This window comes from Rathayibacter sp. Leaf185, from assembly GCF_001423885.1.
Classification (GTDB): domain Bacteria; phylum Actinomycetota; class Actinomycetes; order Actinomycetales; family Microbacteriaceae; genus Rathayibacter.
Map to the genome: position 1 here is coordinate 657,058 of NZ_LMPP01000001.1, position 18,221 is coordinate 675,278.

An 18,221-nucleotide genomic window follows, 5' to 3' on the forward strand; every position below is an offset into this window, starting at 1 on the left:
GAAATGAGAACGACGTGCGTACTGCATACAAGCTCGCGGCGCTCCTCGCCGCGAGCGCCCTGCTCCTCACCGGATGCGGGACGTCGTCGGACGAGGGGTCCTCGGACTCCGCCTCCGAGACCCTGACGCTCGGCAACGCCGGCGACATCACCAGCTGGGACCCGGGCGAGCTCAAGGAGGGGATGGTCATCCACTACGCGGAGGCCGTCTACGACCCGCTGCTGCGCAAGACCGCCGACTCGCAGATCGAGGGCAACCTCGCCACCGACTACGCCTACAACGACGACCTGACCGAGCTGACGCTCACCCTGCAGTCGGGCATCACGTTCACCGACGGTACCGAGTTCGACGCCGATGCGGTCAAGGCGAACCTCGAGGCGCGCAAGACCGGCGCCGGATCCGCCTCCGAGACGGCGAAGTCGATCGAGTCCGTCGAGGCCGTCGATGCGACCACGGTGAAGATCTCGCTCAGCGAGCCGAGCCCCGGCCTGCTGGCCGGACTCGCCACCTACACCGGCTTCATGGTGAGCCCGAAGGCGATCGAGGACGGCACCGCCGCGACGACGCCCGTCGGAACAGGCCCGTACACGCTCAACGACGCGAAGAGCCAGAAGGGCACGAGCTACGAGTTCGACGCCCGCGAGGACTACTGGAACCGCGACGCGTTCCCGTTCTCGACCGTGGTGATCAAGCCGATCACCGAGATGACCGCCGAGTACAACGCGCTGAGCACCGGCCAGATCCAGTTCATGTACGCCACGGCCGACATGACCGAGCAGGCCGAGGCCGCGGGGCTCACCGTCGACACCGTGCCCGGTGAGTGGCAGGGCATCATCCTCCAGGACCGCGCCGGCACCATCGCCCCCGCCCTGGGCGACGTCCGCGTGCGCCAGGCGATCAACTACGCGCTCGACCGCGAGAGCATCCTCGAGACCTTCTACGGCGGCTACGGCCGGGTGTCGACCCAGACGTTCAACCCCGCGAGCGACGCGTGGCTCGACAGCCTGAACGAGGAGTACCCCTACGACCCGGAGAAGGCGAAGTCGCTGCTCGCCGAGGCCGGCTACGCCGACGGCTTCACTCTGCCGCTGTCGTACTCCGAGGGCTTCCAGACCCCGCTGATCCCGATCCTCTCGCAGTACCTCGCGGACGTCGGGATCACGCTGGAGCCGGTCTCGGTCGCCTCGTTCTCGAACGGCGGACTCGACACGCTCGTCGGCCAGCCCTCGTTCGTGCTGTCGTTCTCGACGAACATCCCGGCCTGGATCGACGTGCTCAACAAGCTCACGCCGACCTCGCTCTGGAACCACTTCGGCTACACCGACGACACGGTCACCGGATTCCTCGCGGACATCCCGCGCGCCTCCGGAGACGAGCAGAAGACGCTCTACCAGGACTTCAACACGTACATCGTGGAGCAGGCCTGGTTCGCCCCGATCGCGACGCTGGACAACATCTACCTGTCCAGCCCGGAGATCTCGGTGACGATGCAGCAGGCGCAGCTGGTGCCGAGCCTGCGGTTCTTCGCCCCGGCCTCGTCGTAGCGCCTCTCGCGGGGCGGTCCGGTTCACGCCGGACCGCCCCGCCCGACCACGATCCCAGGGGGACTCCGTGATCCGGTTCATCATCCGCAGGCTCCTCGCGGGCCTGCTGCTCGCCTACGTCGTCGTGACGGGGATGTTCTTCTTCCTCAAGCTCACGGGCACCGACCCGGCGCGCGGCGCCCTCGGGCTCTACGCCACGGCCGACCAGGTCGCGACCAAGCGCGAGCAGCTCGGGCTCGACCGGCCGGTGCTCGAGCAGTACCTCGACTGGCTGACCTCCGCGCTCCGCGGCGACCTGGGCGTCTCGTCCTCGACGAACGCGCCGGTCGTCGACCTCGTCCTCTCGGCCCTGCCCGTGACGGTGTCGCTCGCCATCGGTGCGGTGGTCGTGGCGGGAGTCCTCGGCGGACTGCTCGGGATGGCCGCCGCGGTGAACCCCGGGCGCCTCGACCGGCTCCTCCAGGTCGTGATGGTGCTGGGCTTCGCGCTGCCGAACTTCTGGGTCGCGATCCTGCTGGCGATCGTGTTCGCTGTGAACCTCCGCTGGTTCCCCGCCACCGGGTACATCACCTTCACCGACTCGCCGATCGGCTGGCTGACCACGATCATCCTGCCGGTCGTCGCCCTGGCCATCGGCTCGATCGCCGCGATCGCCCAGCAGCTGCGCAACTCGGTGATCGGCGTCTACGAGCAGGACTACGTGCGGACGCTCCGCAGCCGCGGCCTCTCGCCGCGGAACATCCTGCTGACGCACGTGCTGCGCAACGCGTCTCCCCCGGCGCTCACCATGCTCTCGCTCCAGTTCATCGCGGCTCTGAGCGGCGCCGCGATCGTCGAGCGCGTGTTCGCGCTCAACGGCATCGGCTCCGTGGCGATCGCCGGCAGCGGCGCCAGCGACATCCAGGTGATCATGGGCGTCCTCCTCTTCACCGTCCTCATCGTCGTGGGCGTCAACCTCGTCGTCGACATCGTCTACGGCGCCATCAACCCGAAGGTGCGCATTTCATGACGCAGGCAGCACTGGTCGATCCCGGAGTCGGCGGAGGCGGAGGAGGCGGCGGCTTCGTCCGCGGCAAGCGGTTCCTCCGCAACCCGCTCGGCATGGGCGCGGCGGTCCTCCTGCTGGTGATCGTGCTCTCGTCGCTCCTCGCGCCGCTGATCGCCCCGTACGACCCCAACTTCATCGACCTCGCGAAGGCGCTGCAGCCGCCGAGCGCCGAGCACCCGCTCGGCACCGACGGCAGCGGACGCGACCAGCTCAGCCGCCTGCTCTGGGGCGGGCGGACCAGCCTCGAGGCCGGGCTGATCATGATCGTCACGGCGATCCTCTGCGGCGTCCCCTCCGGCCTGCTCGCGGGCTACTTCGCCCGCTGGTTCGACTCCCTCGCGTCCTGGTTCTCGAACCTGCTGATGTCGCTCCCGCAGGTCCTGATCCTCGTCGTCGTGATCACGGCGCTCGGCAACGGCCTCTACCCCACGATGATCGCGCTCGGCGTGCTGTCCTCGCCCGACCTCTTCCGCCTCACGCGGAGCGTCGTGGTCACCGTCCGCGGGGAGCTGTACATCGACGCCGCGCGGGTGTCGGGGCTCAGCAACGCGCGGATCATCTTCCGCCACGTGCTCGCCGTCATCCTCGGGCCGGTGCTGATCCGCTCGTCACTGGTGTTCGGGCTCGCGATCATCGTGCAGTCCGGGCTCGAGTTCCTCGGCTTCGGCTCGTCGAACCGGCCGAGCTGGGGCCGGATGCTCAGCGAGGCGTTCCAGACCTTCTACCGGGCGCCCGAGCTGATCTACCCGCCCGGCGTCGCGATCGGGCTGACCGTGATGTCGCTGGTGATCGTGGGCGCCGCGGCGGCCGACGCGCTCGGAGCCGAGCGGGCGATCGCGCGCCGCCCGAAGCCCGCCGCGGCGAGCGCCGCCCCGATCGTGACGAGCCCGCGCGAGCAGCAGCCGTCCTCGCGACCGCAGGCGCTGCTCGAGGTCGAGGACCTCACCATCGGCTACCGCTCCCGCACGGGCGCGCTGAGCACCGTCGTCGACGGGGTGTCGCTGCGGGTCGACCGCGGCGAGGTCCTCGGGCTCGTCGGCGAGTCGGGCTCGGGCAAGTCCCAGACCTCGTTCGCGATCCTGGGCCTGCTCCCGCCCGGCGCCGAGGTGACCGCGTCGCGCCTGAGCATCGACGGGACCAGCCTCTCGGGCCTCGGCGAGAAGGAGCTGCAGGCGTTCCGCGGCACCCGGATGGCCTACGTGCCGCAGGAGCCGCTGTCGAACCTCGACCCCTCCTTCACCGTCGGCTCGCAGCTGACCAAGCCGATGCGGCACCGGCTGAAGGTGTCGCGTCAGGAGGCGCGCGACCGCGCGATCGCGCTGCTCGAGCGCGTCGGCATCCCCGACCCGGTGCGCACCATGGCGTCGTACCCGCACCAGCTCAGCGGAGGCATGGCGCAGCGCGTCCTCATCGCCGGCGCGGTGTCGTGCGATCCGGAGCTCCTGATCGCCGACGAGCCGACCACCGCGCTCGACGTGACCGTGCAGGCCGAGGTCCTGAGCCTCCTCCGAGAACTCCAGCGAGAGCGGAACATGGGCATGATCCTCGTCACCCACAACTTCGGCGTCGTCGCCGACCTCTGCGACCGCGTCGCGGTCATGCGCGGAGGCGTCGTGGTCGAGCAGCGGCCGGTGGCCGAGCTGTTCGACGACCCGCGGCACGAGTACACCCGCATGCTCCTCGACTCCACCCTCGAGGGTGCGGAGTCGCGGGCGCGGCGCGATGCGAGAGGGGCGCAGCGATGACCGTCGGAGGTGCTCTGCTGAGCGTCGAGGACATCGACGTGTCGTACCGGGCCAAGGGCTTGCGTGCGAAGCCGTTCCACGCGCTGAAGAACGTGTCGCTCGAGATCGCGCCAGGCGAGACGCTCGGCCTGGTCGGCGAGTCGGGCTCGGGCAAGACGACGCTCGGCCGCGCCATCCTCGGGCTCGCTCCCGTGGGATCGGGACGGGTGCGGTTCGACGGCCGCGACATCTCCTCGCTCCGCCCCCGCGCCCGGCGCGCGCTGAGCAGCGACCTGCAGGTGGTGTTCCAGGACCCGTACTCGTCGCTCAACCCGGGCATGACCATCGAGACCGTGCTCGCCGAGCCGCTGCGCGCGGCGGGCGCGACCCGGCGCGACGCCTCCGCGCGCATCCGGACACTCCTCGACCAGGTGCAGCTGCCCTCCGACGCCGTGCGGCGCTACCCGCGCGAGTTCTCGGGCGGGCAGCGGCAGCGGGTGGCGATCGCGCGGGCTCTCGCTCTCGATCCGAAGCTCATCGTGTGCGACGAGCCCGTCAGCGCGCTCGATCTCTCGACCCAGGCCCGCGTGCTCGACCTCTTCATCGACATCCAGCAGCAGACCGGAGTCGCCTACCTCTTCATCACCCACGACCTCTCGGTGGTGCGCTACATCAGCCACCGGGTCGCGGTGATGCTCGGCGGCCGGATCCTCGAGACCGGCGACAGCGAGACCGTCACCACCGAGCCGAGCGAGCCCTACACGCAGAAGCTCCTGCTCGCCTCCCCCGTGCCGCATCCGGCGCGGCAGGCCGAGCGGCGGCGGCACTACGAGTCGCTCTCGGCCACGACCCCCTGAACCAGCACCAGCCCCGTCAGATCAGACACAAGGAAGAGATCCCGCCGTGAAGTTCGGATTCAGCTCGTACAGCTTCTACCAGAAGATGCAGACCGGAGAGATGACCCTGTTCGACGTCTTCGACTGGGTCGCCGCCAGCGAGGGCGAGCACCTCGAGCTCGCGACCGTCTCGCTGTCGGAGCAGATGACCTCCGACTCGTCGACCCTCGACACCGACCCCGAGTTCGTCGCGGCGATCAAGGCGAAGGCGGCGTCGACCGGCGTCGAGCTGAGCAACCTCGTCATCCCGGCCGACTTCCTCCCGCCGACCCGCGAGGAGTTCGACTACCAGATGGAGCGGGTGAAGGGCCACATCCGGGTCGCCGACGAGCTCGGCATCCGCCTGTTCCGCCACGACGTGGTCACATGGGCGCACCGCGACACCGACATCGCCGACTTCGAGCGCAGCCTGCCGATCATCGTGGACGCGTCGAAGGAGATCGCGCAGTTCGCCGCCGGGTACGGCATCACGACCAGCATCGAGAACCACGGCCTGATGATGAACGCCAGCGAGCGGGTGCGCCGCCTGATCCACCTGGTCGACGAGCCGAACTTCAAGACGACGCTCGACGTCGGCAACTTCCTCGTCGTCGACGAGGACCCGGTGACGGCGACCGCCCAGAACCTGCCCGTGGCCTCGATCATCCACCTCAAGGACTTCTACATCCGGCCGGAACGCGACCATCCGGGACCGGGCTGGCTGCTGACGGCGGGCGGGAACCACATCCGCGGCTCGATCGTCGGCTACGGCGACATGGACATGCGCTCGATCCTGCGCGCGATCGACCGGAGCGACTTCGACGGGTACGTCTCGATCGAGTTCGAGGGCATCGAGGACTGCCTGCTGGGCGCCCAGCGCGGCCTCGAGAACACCGTGCGGATCCTCGAGGAGATCCGATGAGCCGCGAGCGGCTCCGCGTCGGCCTGATCGGCGCCGGCACCATCGCGGGCTTCCACCTGAGGTCGTACGCGGCGAACCCCGCCGTCGACCTCGTCGGCATCCACGACCGCAACATGATCCGCGCCGAGAGCGTCGCGTCGGCCTACGGCGCCGACCGCGCCTACGCCTCGCTGACCGAGATGCTCGCCGACCCCGGGATCGACGCGGTCAGCATCTGCACCTGGAACGACTCCCACTCCGAGCTCGCCGTCGCGGCCCTCGACGCAGGCAAGCACGTGCTGGTCGAGAAGCCGCTCAGCCGCAGTGTCACCGAGGCGATCGCGGTCGAGGAGGCGGTCGCCCGCAGCGGCAAGCACCTGCAGGTCGGGTTCGTGCGCCGGTTCGGCGACAACGCGCTGACTCTCAAGCGGTTCATCGACGCGGGGGCGATCGGCGAGGTCTACTACGCCAAGGCGGCGAACCTCCGCCGCATCGGGAATCCCGGCGGCTGGTTCGCGGATGTCGACCGCTCGGGCGGCGGCCCGCTCGTGGACATCGGCGTGCACGTCATCGACCTCTGCTGGTACATGATGGGCTCGCCCGCGGTGACGACGGTCTCGGCGAACACCTACTCGCACCTCGGCAACCGCGCGAACATCACCAACCTCACCCGCTACAAGGCCACCGACTACGACCCGTCGCTGAACACGGTCGAGGACCTGGTGAACGCGCTGATCCGCTTCGAGAACGGATCCTCGCTGCTGCTCGACACCAGCTACTCGGTGCACGCGACCGACGACAAGCTCGAGATCTCGCTCTTCGGCGATCGGGGCGGCGCCGAGCTCGAGCCGGCCCTCCGCCTCGTGTCGGAGCAGCACGACACCATCCTGAACATCACGCCGCAGCTCGATCACCCGAGCTTCGAGATGGACGAGGGCTTCCGCAACGAGCTCGCGCACTTCGTCGATCTCTGCCTCGGGAAGGCGGAGGACATCGCCACCGCCTCGCAGGGCGTCGAGGTCATGAGGATGGTCGAGGCCATCTACCGCTCGGCCGCCGAGGGACGGGAGATCGACGTCCGATGACGCGCGAGGCAGCCGGAGACCGGCTCCCGATCCTGCTCGGGGTCGACGTCGGCGGGACCAAGACCGACGCGATCGCGATCGACGGCGAGGGCCGGATCCTCGAGCGCCGCCGGTCGGCGACAGGATTCGGGCCCGAGGCGGTCGTACGGACGACCCGCCTCGCGGTCACCGAGCTCGCCGAGGCGATGGGGCGCGCGCCGAGCGCGTTCGCCTCGATCGGAGTCGGGATCCCCGGCCGCGTCGACAGCCGCTCGGGGGTCGTCGCCCACGCCGTCAACCTCGGCCTCGAGGACCTGCCGCTGGGCCATCTGCTCGAGGAGTCGTTCGGCCTCGCCGTGCGGATCGAGAACGACGTCAACGCGGCCGCGGTCGGGGCGTTCCACCTCCTGGGCCTCGCCTCGCCCGACTCGCTCGCCTACCTCAACCTCGGCACGGGAACGGCGGCGGGGCTCGTGCTGCGCGGCGAGCTGCGCCGGGGCTTCGGAGGCAGCGCGGGCGAGATCGGGCACATCCCGGTCGACCCGGACGGCCCTGTCTGCGCCTGCGGGCAGCGCGGCTGCCTCGAGCTCACGGCCTCGGGATCGGCGGTCGCCAGGATGTGGCCGACCTCGCACGGGCGCCCCGTGCAGGCCCTCTTCGACGCCGCCCTCGCCGGCCGTGCCGATGCGATCGCGGTCAAGGACCGGCTGGTCTCGAGCATCGCCGCCGGGGTGCGCATCCTGATCCTCACGACCGATGTCGATCTGATCGTCATCGGCGGCGGCCTGACCTCGGTGGGGCGCCCGCTCCTCGACGCCGTCCGCGACGTCCTGGCGCGCTGGGCGGCCGACTCGCCCTTCCTCCGCTCCCTCGATCTCGAGGGCCGGGTGCGGCTCCTCGACGCCGACGATGCTGCGGGATCGAGCGCCCCCGTGGCCGCTCTCGGCGCGGCCCACCTCGGGCGGTGCTGATGCCCGACATCCTCATCGTCACGACCCCCGAGGCCGCCGCCGAGGCCGCTGCCGATCTCCTCTCGGACGTCGTGCGGGAGCGGCCCGCGGCGGTGCTCGGCTTCGCCACCGGGTCGACGCCGCAGGCGACCTACCGCGCGCTCGCGCGCCGCGGTCTCGCACTCGACGAGGTGACGGGCTTCGCGCTCGACGAGTACCTGGGCCTGCCGCCCGGGCACCCCGAGAGCTACCGGGCGGTCATCGACCGCGACGTCATCGGCGTGCTCGGGCTGCCAGCGGACTCCGTGAGAGTCCCGGGCGAGGGCGGCCTCGAGGGGGCCGGAGACCGCTACGAGCAGGCGATCCGCGACGCGGGAGGGATCGACCTCCAGATCCTCGGCATCGGCACCAACGGGCACGTGGGCTTCAACGAGCCCGGCTCGGCGTTCGACTCGCGCACCAGGGCGACCGCTCTCGCTCCTAGCACCCGGCTCGCCAACCGCCGCTTCTTCGGCTCGCTCGACGAGGTGCCGACGCACTGCCTCACCCAGGGGCTGGGCACCATCCTGTCGGCGCGGCGCCTCCTGCTGCTCGCGCTCGGCGAGGCCAAGGCCGATGCCGTCGCCCGGGCCCTCGAGCGGCCGCCGACCACCGAGGTCCCCGCCTCCGTGCTCCAGCTCCACGGCGACGCGGTCGTGATCCTCGACGAGGCGGCCGCCTCCGGCCTGCATTCGCGCCGCTCGGCGACGGGGGCCCTCCGATGACAGCCCGGGCCTCGGTGCTCATCGTCGGCAGCGGCATCATGGGCGCGGCCGTCGCTCGGAGGGTGCTCGACGAGCACCCCGGGGCGCGGATCACGATGATCTCGGGCGGGCCGCGCATCGGCGGCATCCCGGGGCAGCACCTGCACGCCAGCCCCGATCCCGCGGTCCGGCGGGAGTTCGCCCGGAGCGCCGCCGTGAACTCGCAGAACCTCTACGTCGGAGCGAACCGGGGAGAGGCCGGGGGCGCGGCGGGCATCCGCGCGGGCATGAGCGCGATCGGGGCGCTCGGCGACGACGGCGCGGCGATGCCCGGCGCGGCGGTCGCCTGGAACGAGGGCGGCATGAGCGTGCACTGGGCGGGCGGCACGCCGTTCCCGTCGGGCCACGAGGTGCCGGAGTTCCTCGACGCCGACGAGTGGCGGCGCGATCTCGACACCGCGCAGCGCCTCCTGCGCGTGACTCCGGAGGCGTTCCCGCTCGACCGCACGGCGTGCGCCCTCCTCGGCGTGCTCGAGAGCACGGTCGGCGCCCGCAACCCGCCCGGGCTGCGCCCGCGGCGGATGCCGATGGCGCTCGAGCAGACCGCCGACGGCACGCTCGTGCGCACCGGACCCAACCGCATCCTGCCGGAGATGACCGAGGGCGACGGCGCGCGCCTCCGCCTCGTCGAGGACACCCTCTGCACCCGCGTGATCGTCGAGGGCGGGCGGGCCACCGGCGTCGAGACGCGGCACCTCCCGACCGGAGCATCGGGAACGCTCGAGGCCGACGTGGTCGTCGTCGCGGCCGATGCACTGCGCACCCCGCAGCTGCTGTTCGCATCGGGCATCCGGCCGCCGGCACTCGGCACCCGCCTCAACGAGCACGCCTTCGTGAGCGGAGCGGTGCTGGTCGATCCCGAGACCCTCGGCGTCGCACCGGAGGAGGTGCCCGCCCCCGACCCCGACGAGCCGTTCCTCAACTCCCTCTGGGTGCCGCAGGGCGGCGAGGAGCAGCCGTTCCACGCGGGGATGCTGGTGCGTGCCCACGTGCGGGCCGACCGGGGGCGCGACTACCTCGTCACGATGTCCTGGTACGTGCCCACCGAGATCTCGGCCGGCAACCGCGTCGCGTTCTCGCCCGACGAGACCGATGCCGCGGGTCTGCCCCGGATGGCGCTGTCGTTCGACTACTCCGCCCGCGACCTCGAGCTGATCGCGCGCGCCCGCGTCGAGCAGGCCGCCGTCGCCCGGAGGCTCTCCGCCGACGCCGCCGAGCACACCTCCGCCGTGCTGCCGCCCGGCTCGTCCCTGCACTACACCGGCACCGTCAGGATGGGTCCGGTCGACGACGGCACGAGCGTCTGCGACAGCGACGGCCGCGTGTGGGGACACGAGAACCTCTACCTCGCGGGCAACGGCGTCGTCCCGACGGCGCTCGTCTGCAACGCGACGCTGACCGGCGTCACGCTCGCGGTGCGCACGGCGCGCGCGGTGCTCAGCGACCTCGCGGCCTGATCCCGGAGGCGGAATACGGGGCGGGGCGGGTCGGCACCGCGGTTCCGGACGGCGCAATACGACAGGTCGCCGCCGGTCATCCGGCCGAAACGGGAGGCGGGTTGACTGGGCCCCACCCGCACGAGGAGGAGACCGCGTGAGCACTCAGAACCAGCCGACCGTGATCAGCGGAGTCGTCGTGCCCGGCGATCAGCGCGGTCGCCTCCTCGGCTTCCCGACCGCCAACCTGCCGCTGCCCGACGGAGGAGTCTCGGACGGGGTCTACGCCGGCACCGTGATCGACGCGGCCGACGGCTCCGAGCACCTCGCCGCCGTCTCGGTCGGCCGCCGCACGAGCTTCTACGGCCGCGACGGCGTCCGCCTGCTCGAGGCCCACCTCCTCGACTTCGCCGGCGACCTGTACGGGCACTCCCTCCGCGTCGAGCTGCACGTGAAGCTGCGACCGCAGCGCCGGTACCGCGGAGCCGAGGCGCTCGTCGAGCAGCTGGTGCGCGACGTCGCGGCCACGCGCACCTGGGCACTCGAGAGCGCCTCGCTCGAGAGCGCCTCCGCGCCGGAGCACCGCGGACGCCGGCACCCCGTCGGCGCGCGCCGCCCGCGGGACGAGGCCGCTGCCGGCCGGCGCACCGCCGAGCGGCTCGCCGCCCTCGCGGGGTCGCTCGACGCCGCCGACGCCACCCACGAGACCGTCGCCGAGCGCAGCAGACTCCCGCTCGGTTACCTCCGCTGGGCGTACCCGAGCACGCAGGAGCTGCTGACCGCGGTGCGGTCGACGACCGCGCCGGAGCAGCCGTAACCCAGCTTTTACGCGACACGCGATCAGGCGCATAGAAGCCCACCTACGGTGGGGATTCGGGCCCCGGGCCCCCCGAGGAGGCACACCATGGACGACGATTTCGAACTCGCGGAGGCCCTCGGCCGCGCCCGTGAAGGCAGCCAGCGCCGGATCCGCGAGCTGCTGCAGAGCAGCCCGCGCCGCGCCCACGCCCTGCTGCGCGCCAGCATCCGCCGCGGTCTGATCACCGAGAAGGACCTGGTCGAGGAGCACGACCTCGTCATGTCGATGATGATGAGCCGCAACTCCATCCGCAGCGCGCTGCAGCAGCTCGGCTCGGAGGGTCTCATCCGCCGCCGGCAGCGGATCGGCACGAACGTGGTCGGCAGCATCTGGGAGCTCCCCCTGCTCTCCCTCCTCCCCACGAGCGGATGGGTGATGGGGTCGGACTCGGTGCAGCACCCGGGAGGCCTCGAGATGACCTGCGAGGTCACGGACGTCAGCGAGGTCATCGCCCACCGCCACATCCGCGAGCGCCTCGAGCTCGACGGCGACCGCGTCGTGATGGCCGAGCAGCTCGTGTCGATCGAGGGGGTCCCGGCCGGGATCATCGTCGGCTACCACCCGATCGCGGGGACGACCCCGCCCGGGATGCGCCCCGATCCGATGCCCTTCATCGACTCCGTCCGCGCGGCCCCCGGCAACCAGGTCGAGGCGACGGTCGAGGCGGTGAACGCCGACGAGCGCACCGCGCGGATCCTCGGCCTCAAGGAGGGCGCCGCGATCCTCACCCGCGAGACCCTCGTCCGCGACGCGGCCGGGGTGCCGCAGATCCTCGCCTACGGCCACTACCGAGGCGATCGCGTCGCGCTCTGGGCCGAGGACCCCGACGTCGAGGCGATGCGCTTCACCGCCCCGCCCCTCGGCGAGCGCACAGCCGACACGGCACCGGCGAATTGACGGGTCGGGCGGGGGAAACCCCCGGTCGGTGCGGCTTTCCGCGTCGATGACGCGACGCGCAATCAGGTGTTGACGGCCGCGACCCCCTCCCGAAATACCCACCCGCTGTACTGATCACACCCCCCGACAGCACCGGTCGCGCTCTCGCGCGTCGCCCAGCACAAGGAGAGCGACCATGGTCCGCTTCGTCTCACGACGGCTCGTCCAGGGCCTCGTCACGGTCTTCGGAGTCGTGACCGTCGCGTTCTTCCTGGTGCGCCTCTCGGGCGACCCGGCCGCGCTCCTCCTGGGGCCGGAGGCGTCGCAGGAGGACATCGCGCGCCTCTCGGCGAGCCTCGGCTTCGACCAGCCGCTCCTCTTCCAGTACACCGGCTTCCTGGCGGCGGCGGTCACCGGCGACTTCGGCGACTCGCTGCGCCAGGGCACGCCCTCGCTCGAGCTCGTGCTGCAGCGGATGCCCGCGACCCTGCAGCTGGCCCTGACGAGCTTCGTGCTGGGACTCGTGCTGGCCTTCGTGGTGGTGCTGATCCTGCAGCTCTCGGACTCGTCTCGGCTGCGCAACGCGATCCTGTGGTTCGCCAGCGCCCGCCAGGCGATCCCGTCGTTCTGGTTCGGGATCCTGCTGGTGATGGTCTTCGCCGTGAGCCTCGGGGTGCTGCCGGCGCTCGGCAACAACTCGCCGCTGTCGATCATCCTGCCGGCGGTGACGATCGCGACCCTCGAGCTCGCGCTGTACATCCGCCTGCTCGACACCGGCTTCGCCGACCAGTACCGGATGGACTACGTCCGCACCGCCTACGCGAAGGGGCAGCGGCGCAGCATCGTGATCCTTCGGCACATGCTCCCCAACGCCCTGCTGCCCGTGATCACCGTCGCGGGGCTCAACCTCGGCGCCCTGCTCGGCGGCACGGTCGTCGTCGAGCTGGTCTTCAACTGGCCAGGAGTCGGGCAGTTGCTCATGCAGTCGATCTCGAACCGCGACTACACCGTGGTGCAGTCGGCGATCCTCGTCATCGCGATCTTCTTCGTCCTCGTCAACGTCGTCGTCGACCTCCTCTACGCCGCCCTCGACCCGAGAGTGAGACTGCAGTGAGCCCCCTCGAGACGGACGCCGCCCAGGGCCGCGTCCCCGCCACGATCGATGCGCGCGAGCCGATCCCGGTGCCGACTCCCGCCTCCACCCGGACCTCGACGCAGGCCCTCGCGATCCAGCGGGTGCGGTGGCTGTTCCGCCGCCCGCAACCCGGCTCGTCGCGGGCGCCGCTGAGCGCCTCCTTCTTCGTGGCCACCGGGCTCGTCGCGATCGTCGTGCTGACGATCGTGCTCGTGCCGCTGCTGCCGTTCTTCGACCCCGACACCCAGGATCTGCGAGGCCGCTTCCTCCTGCCGTTCGCCGACCCCGCGCACCTGCTCGGCACCGACGCGCTCGGCCGCGACATGCTCTCGCGCCTCGCCGTCGCCGGCCGGGTGTCGCTCTCGATCGCGGTGCCCGCTGTGGCGCTGAACCTCCTGATCGGCGTGACGCTCGGGCTCATCGCGGGCTACTTCGGCGGGCGGCTCGACACCGTCATCTCGGCGCTGTCCGACATCCAGCTCGCGATCCCGATCATGCTGCTGCTGATCGCGATCGTCTCGGCGATCGGCCCGAGCATCCTCACGCTGATCGTGGTGATCGGAGTCGCCAACTGGGTCGGCTACGCCCGCGTCGCCCGCGCGACCGCCTGGTCGCTCCGCGAGCGCGAGTTCATCTGGGCGCCCAAGACGCACGGAGCCACCCACGGCTGGATCCTGCGCAAGCACCTCGTGCCCAACGTGGTCCCCGCGCTCGCCGTGCTGGTGCCGTTCGACCTCGGCGTGATCGTGCTGCTCGAGGCGGCGCTGTCGTTCCTCGGCCTCGGCATCCAGGCGCCCACCCCGAGCTGGGGCGGGATGATCGAGGAGGGTCAGACCTACCTCCGCGACAGCCCGATGATCACGATCCTCCCCGGCCTGATGCTCTTCATGCTCGTGGCCGGGCTCCAGTTCATGAGCCAGCGCCTCACCGGCGTCCAGTCGCAGAAGGCGGAGTAGCGCATGCCCCACGAAGGTGACGTCCCCGTCCTCCGCGTCCGCGACCTCGTCATCGAGGCCGGCCCGAAGGACGCCCCCGTCCGACTCGTCGACGGCATCGGCTTCGACGTGATGCCCGGAGAGGTCGTCGCTGTCGTCGGCGAGTCGGGCTCGGGCAAGTCGATGACGATGCTCTCGACGATGGGCCTGCTGCCCCGCGGGGTGCGCGTCACGAGCGGCGAGATCCTCCTCGGCGGAGTCGACCTGCGCGCGGTCGACGAGGCGGCGCTCCGCTCGATCCGCGGCGGTGAGCTGTCGATGATCTTCCAGGACCCGATGACCTCGCTGAACCCGGTGATGCGCATCGGCACCCAGATCGCCGAGATGATCACGCTGCACCGGAAGGGCCTCTCGAAGGCCGAGGTGCGCGCGGAGTCGCTCCGGCTGCTCGAGCTCGTTCACCTGCCCGACCCCGAGCGGCGGCTGCGCTCGTACCCGCACGAGCTCTCGGGCGGTCAGCGCCAGCGCGTGATGATCGCCATGGCGATCGCGCACGAGCCGGGCATGCTGATCGCCGACGAGCCGACCACGGCGCTCGACGTCACGGTGCAGGCGCAGGTCATGGGCGTGCTGCAGGAGGTGCGCGAGCGCCTCCGCTCGTCGCTGGTGCTGGTCACCCACGATCTGGGCCTCGTCGCCGAGAACGCCGACCGGGTGCTGGTGATGCACCAGGGGCGGATCGTCGAGAGCGGCACGACGCTCGACGTGTTCCGCGACCCCCGCGACGACTACACGAAGCGGCTGCTGGCCAGCATCCTGCCGGTGACGGGCACGGAGGCGCGCGCCGTCGCGCCCGTCGTCACCTCCGTCGCGCACCCGCACGCCGAGGCGGTCGTCGAGGTGTCGGAGGTGCGCGTGCACTTCCCGCAGCGGGGCGCTTGGGGCCGGTCGGCCGAGCCGTTCCGCGCGGTCGACGGCGTCTCGTTCCGCCTCGAGGCGGGCCGCACCCTCGGCCTCGTCGGCGAATCCGGCTGCGGCAAGTCGACGCTGGTGCGCACGATCCTCGGCATGCAGAAGCCGACGTCGGGCTCGGTGAGCTACCGCGGCACGACGGTCTCCGAGCTCGGCGACCGCGCCCGCCGGCCGCTGCGCTCCGCGATCCAGGCGGTGTTCCAGGACCCGTACTCCTCGCTCGACCCGCGCCTGACCGTGCACGAGATCGTGGCCGAGCCGCTGCGGATCAACGGCCGGTACTCGGCGGCCCGGGTGGCGGAGGTGCTCGAGCAGGTCGGTCTCGCCCGCGAATCGGCCAAGCGCCGCCCCGCCGACTTCTCGGGCGGCCAGCGGCAGCGCATCGGCATCGCCCGGGCGCTCGCGCTCAAGCCCGACGTGCTGGTGCTCGACGAGCCGACCTCGGCCCTCGACGTGTCGATCCAGGCCCAGGTGATGGCGCTGCTCACCGAGCTGCAGTCCGAGCTCGGACTCGCCTACCTCTTCGTCTCACACGACCTCTCGGTCGTCCGCGCCCTCGCCGACGACGTGGCGGTCATGCACCGCGGCGTCTTCGTCGAGACCGGGCCGACCGCGGCGGTGTTCGACGATCCGCAGCACGAGTACACCCGCTCGCTGCTCGCCTCCGCCCCCGTCCCCGATCCCACCCGCCGTCGGCGCGCCCTCCCGGCCGCCGCCTGACCCGCTCCCCTCACGCTCCACAGCTCCGCCTTCACGCTCCTCCCGCGCGCTCCCGCGCCGGTCGGTTCCGCTCCCGTGCGCCCGATCCTCGACGAAAGGCACTCCCCCCATGCTCCGACGCACCCGGCACTCCGCCGCCGTGGCCTCCGCCGCGGCCCTGGCCCTCCTCCTCACCGCCTGCAGCGGCCAGGCCTCCTCGAGCGAGGGCGGCGCGAAGGACTCGATCGTCGTCGCGCAGCCGAGCGACCTGGCCAACGCCGACCCCGTGATCGACAACGGGCTCTACAGCACCAACATCTTCCACGCGGTCTACGACCAGCTCACGACGGTCGACGGCGACGGCGAGCTGCAGCCCCGCCTCGCCACCGAGTGGACGGCGAGCGAGGACGCGAAGACCTGGACCTTCACCCTCCGCGACGACGCGACCTTCACGGACGGCACCCCCGTCACCGCCGAGGACGTGCGCTTCAGCTTCCAGGCGGTCATCGACTCGCCCGACTCGCTGAACAAGATCTACACGAACAACATCGCGAGCATGGAGGTGACCGGCGACACCGAGATCACCTTCCAGCTCACCGCCGGCGACTCGGTCTTCACCCGCCGCGCCTACTACATCTCGATCGTGCCGGAGGCGTACTACACCGAGGTCGGCTCCGAGGGCTTCGCGAAGGCCCCCATCGGCTCCGGTCCCTACACCTTCGAGAGCTGGACGCCGGGAGTCTCGACCGAGCTCGCCGCGAACCCCGACTACTGGGGCGGCGAGCCGGCGATCGCGAACGTGACGGTCGAGCCCATCGCCGATCCCGACGCGCGGCTGAACGGGCTGCTCTCGGGCGACATCGACCTGACCGCGATCACCCCCGCGCAGGTCGCCTCCGTCGAGGGCTCGGGCTACACCGTCGCCGAGGGCCAGTCGAACCAGCTGATCTACGTCGGCTTCAACGAGACCTCCGGCGGCCCGCTCGCCGACGCCGATCTCCGGAACGCCATCAGCCTGGCGATCGACCGCGAGACCATCATCGAGACCATCCACGACGGCTACGCGACCGTGGCGAACGCCTCCTCCGTCGCCCCGAACGTCAACGGCTTCGACGCCGAGCTGCCCGATCTCGCCTACGACCCCGACGCGGCGGCCGAGCTGGTCGAATCCTCCGGCTACGACGGCAGCGCCATCACCTTCCAGTACCCCACGGGCGGCAATGTGCCGAACTCGGCCGAGGTCGCCCAGGCGATCGCCTCGCAGCTCGCCGAGGTCGGCATCACCGTCGAGCTCGAGGGCGTGGAGTACTCCTCCTACGTGCTGCTGACCTCGTCGAAGTCGCACCCGGGCATGTACATCACCCAGTTCTCACCGTCGATGATGGACGCCTCGACGACGCTCAACTACCTCTACGGACCGACCGGCTACGCGATCTTCTCCGACCCCGACGTCGACGCTCTGATCGTCGAGGCCAACGCCACGGTCGACACCGACGCCCGCAACGACGTGATCGCCGACATCTGGGCGCTGAACGCCGAGCGCACCCACCTCGCGAACATCGACTACACCGTCGCGACCTACGGAGTCGCCCCCGGCCTCGACTGGACTCCGCGCGCCGACGGCCACGTCGACTGGCGCGAGGCGAGCTGGGAGTAGCGGGCGCGTCGACACCGTCCCCGATCACGAAGGAGCACGCATGTACCTCGCCGACGACACCGGCAGCCCGCACGACTTCACCTGGATGGTCAAGAACGCGGTCGTGCCGCGCCCCATCGCTTGGGTCGGCACCGAGAGCGCGGACGGAGTGGGCAACCTCGCCCCGTTCTCGTACTTCACGCTGGTCACGATGGACCCGCCGACGCTGATGATCTCGTTCACCGGAGAGAAGGACTCGCACGACAACATCCGGGCGACCGGCGAGTTCGTGGTGAACCTCGTGACCGACGGGCAGGCCGAGGTCGAGACGGCGACGGCGGCGATCACTCCGCCGTCGGTCGACGAGGCCGCGCTGCTCGGGCTCGAGGTCGTCGAGTCGACCAGGGTCGGGCCGAAGCGGCTCGCGATGGCGAAGGTCGCGCTCGAGTGCGTGCTGCTGCGCGAGACCGAGGTGTACGACGCGAACGTGGTCTTCGGCCAGGTGCTCGCGGTGCACGCGGACGACGCGATCCTCGACCCGAGCGGGCGCATCGACATCGCGAAGTACCGCCCGGTCGCCCGCCTCGGCGGCTCGCTCTACACGACCGTCACCAGCGACTACAAGCACCCGGTGCCGGTCGCGACGGAGGAGTGGCTCGCCATGCAGCCGGGCGGCGGGGTGGTCGCACCGGTCGACGCCGACGAGCTCGCGGCGGCCGCCGCCTGGTCGCGCGAGCAGGCGGCCGCCGCGGTGTGAGGGGGCG

Annotated in this window: 16 protein-coding genes; all 16 read left to right on the top strand. The window is 71.3% G+C overall.

Annotation, left to right across the window (positions count from 1 at the left end; genetic code table 11):
- Positions 1-14: 14 nt before the first annotated feature.
- Positions 15-1,544 carry an ABC transporter substrate-binding protein gene (locus ASG06_RS03305; RefSeq protein ID WP_056038430.1) on the top strand — a complete coding sequence of 510 codons (1,530 nt, stop codon included), beginning with the start codon at positions 15-17 and terminating at the stop codon, positions 1,542-1,544.
- A 67-nt stretch (positions 1,545-1,611) separates the two neighbouring features.
- Positions 1,612-2,553 (top strand): ABC transporter permease, encoded by a 942-nt coding sequence (locus tag ASG06_RS03310; RefSeq protein ID WP_056038433.1) that lies wholly within the window; start codon positions 1,612-1,614, stop codon positions 2,551-2,553.
- Positions 2,550-4,337, top strand: a complete 1,788-nt coding sequence (locus ASG06_RS03315; protein WP_082498900.1) for a dipeptide/oligopeptide/nickel ABC transporter permease/ATP-binding protein — start codon at positions 2,550-2,552, stop codon at positions 4,335-4,337. Before ASG06_RS03310 ends, ASG06_RS03315 begins: the two co-directional genes overlap by 4 nt.
- The gene (locus ASG06_RS03320; protein ID WP_056038434.1) at positions 4,334-5,173 is read left to right on the top strand and encodes an ATP-binding cassette domain-containing protein; all 840 of its coding nucleotides are present in this window, start codon (positions 4,334-4,336) and stop codon (positions 5,171-5,173) included. The genes ASG06_RS03315 and ASG06_RS03320 overlap by 4 nt, the downstream gene beginning before the upstream one ends.
- A gap of 46 nt (positions 5,174-5,219) precedes the next feature.
- A complete protein-coding gene (locus ASG06_RS03325; RefSeq protein ID WP_056038439.1) occupies positions 5,220-6,113 on the top strand; it encodes a sugar phosphate isomerase/epimerase family protein in 894 nt (297 codons plus the stop codon).
- Positions 6,110-7,177 carry a Gfo/Idh/MocA family protein gene (locus ASG06_RS03330; protein WP_056038442.1) on the top strand — a complete coding sequence of 356 codons (1,068 nt, stop codon included), beginning with the start codon at positions 6,110-6,112 and terminating at the stop codon, positions 7,175-7,177. The genes ASG06_RS03325 and ASG06_RS03330 overlap by 4 nt, the downstream gene beginning before the upstream one ends.
- Positions 7,174-8,127, top strand: a complete 954-nt coding sequence (locus ASG06_RS03335) for an ROK family protein (protein ID WP_156465838.1) — start codon at positions 7,174-7,176, stop codon at positions 8,125-8,127. The genes ASG06_RS03330 and ASG06_RS03335 overlap by 4 nt, the downstream gene beginning before the upstream one ends.
- A complete protein-coding gene (locus ASG06_RS03340; RefSeq protein ID WP_056038445.1) occupies positions 8,127-8,870 on the top strand; it encodes a glucosamine-6-phosphate deaminase in 744 nt (247 codons plus the stop codon). Before ASG06_RS03335 ends, ASG06_RS03340 begins: the two co-directional genes overlap by 1 nt.
- Entirely contained in the window at positions 8,867-10,366 is a 1,500-nt protein-coding gene (locus ASG06_RS03345) for a GMC oxidoreductase (protein ID WP_056038448.1), read from the top strand. Before ASG06_RS03340 ends, ASG06_RS03345 begins: the two co-directional genes overlap by 4 nt.
- 136 nt (positions 10,367-10,502) lie before the next feature.
- The gene (locus tag ASG06_RS19385) at positions 10,503-11,162 is read left to right on the top strand and encodes a riboflavin kinase (RefSeq protein WP_082498901.1); all 660 of its coding nucleotides are present in this window, start codon (positions 10,503-10,505) and stop codon (positions 11,160-11,162) included.
- An 87-nt stretch (positions 11,163-11,249) separates the two neighbouring features.
- Complete coding sequence (locus tag ASG06_RS03355; protein ID WP_056038452.1) at positions 11,250-12,101, top strand: GntR family transcriptional regulator; 852 nt, start codon at positions 11,250-11,252, stop codon at positions 12,099-12,101.
- A 175-nt stretch (positions 12,102-12,276) separates the two neighbouring features.
- Positions 12,277-13,194: an ABC transporter permease gene (locus tag ASG06_RS03360; RefSeq protein WP_056038455.1), complete on the top strand. Its 918-nt coding sequence runs from the start codon at positions 12,277-12,279 to the stop codon at positions 13,192-13,194.
- A complete protein-coding gene (locus ASG06_RS20160) occupies positions 13,191-14,171 on the top strand; it encodes an ABC transporter permease (RefSeq protein WP_056038458.1) in 981 nt (326 codons plus the stop codon). Before ASG06_RS03360 ends, ASG06_RS20160 begins: the two co-directional genes overlap by 4 nt.
- Before the next feature lie 3 nt (positions 14,172-14,174).
- The gene (locus ASG06_RS03370; protein WP_056038462.1) at positions 14,175-15,842 is read left to right on the top strand and encodes an ABC transporter ATP-binding protein; all 1,668 of its coding nucleotides are present in this window, start codon (positions 14,175-14,177) and stop codon (positions 15,840-15,842) included.
- A 109-nt stretch (positions 15,843-15,951) separates the two neighbouring features.
- Positions 15,952-17,478, top strand: coding sequence for an ABC transporter substrate-binding protein (locus ASG06_RS03375; RefSeq protein WP_056038464.1), 1,527 nt, complete (start codon positions 15,952-15,954; stop codon positions 17,476-17,478).
- A gap of 40 nt (positions 17,479-17,518) precedes the next feature.
- A complete protein-coding gene (locus tag ASG06_RS03380; protein WP_056038468.1) occupies positions 17,519-18,214 on the top strand; it encodes a flavin reductase family protein in 696 nt (231 codons plus the stop codon).
- Positions 18,215-18,221 lie beyond the last annotated feature (7 nt).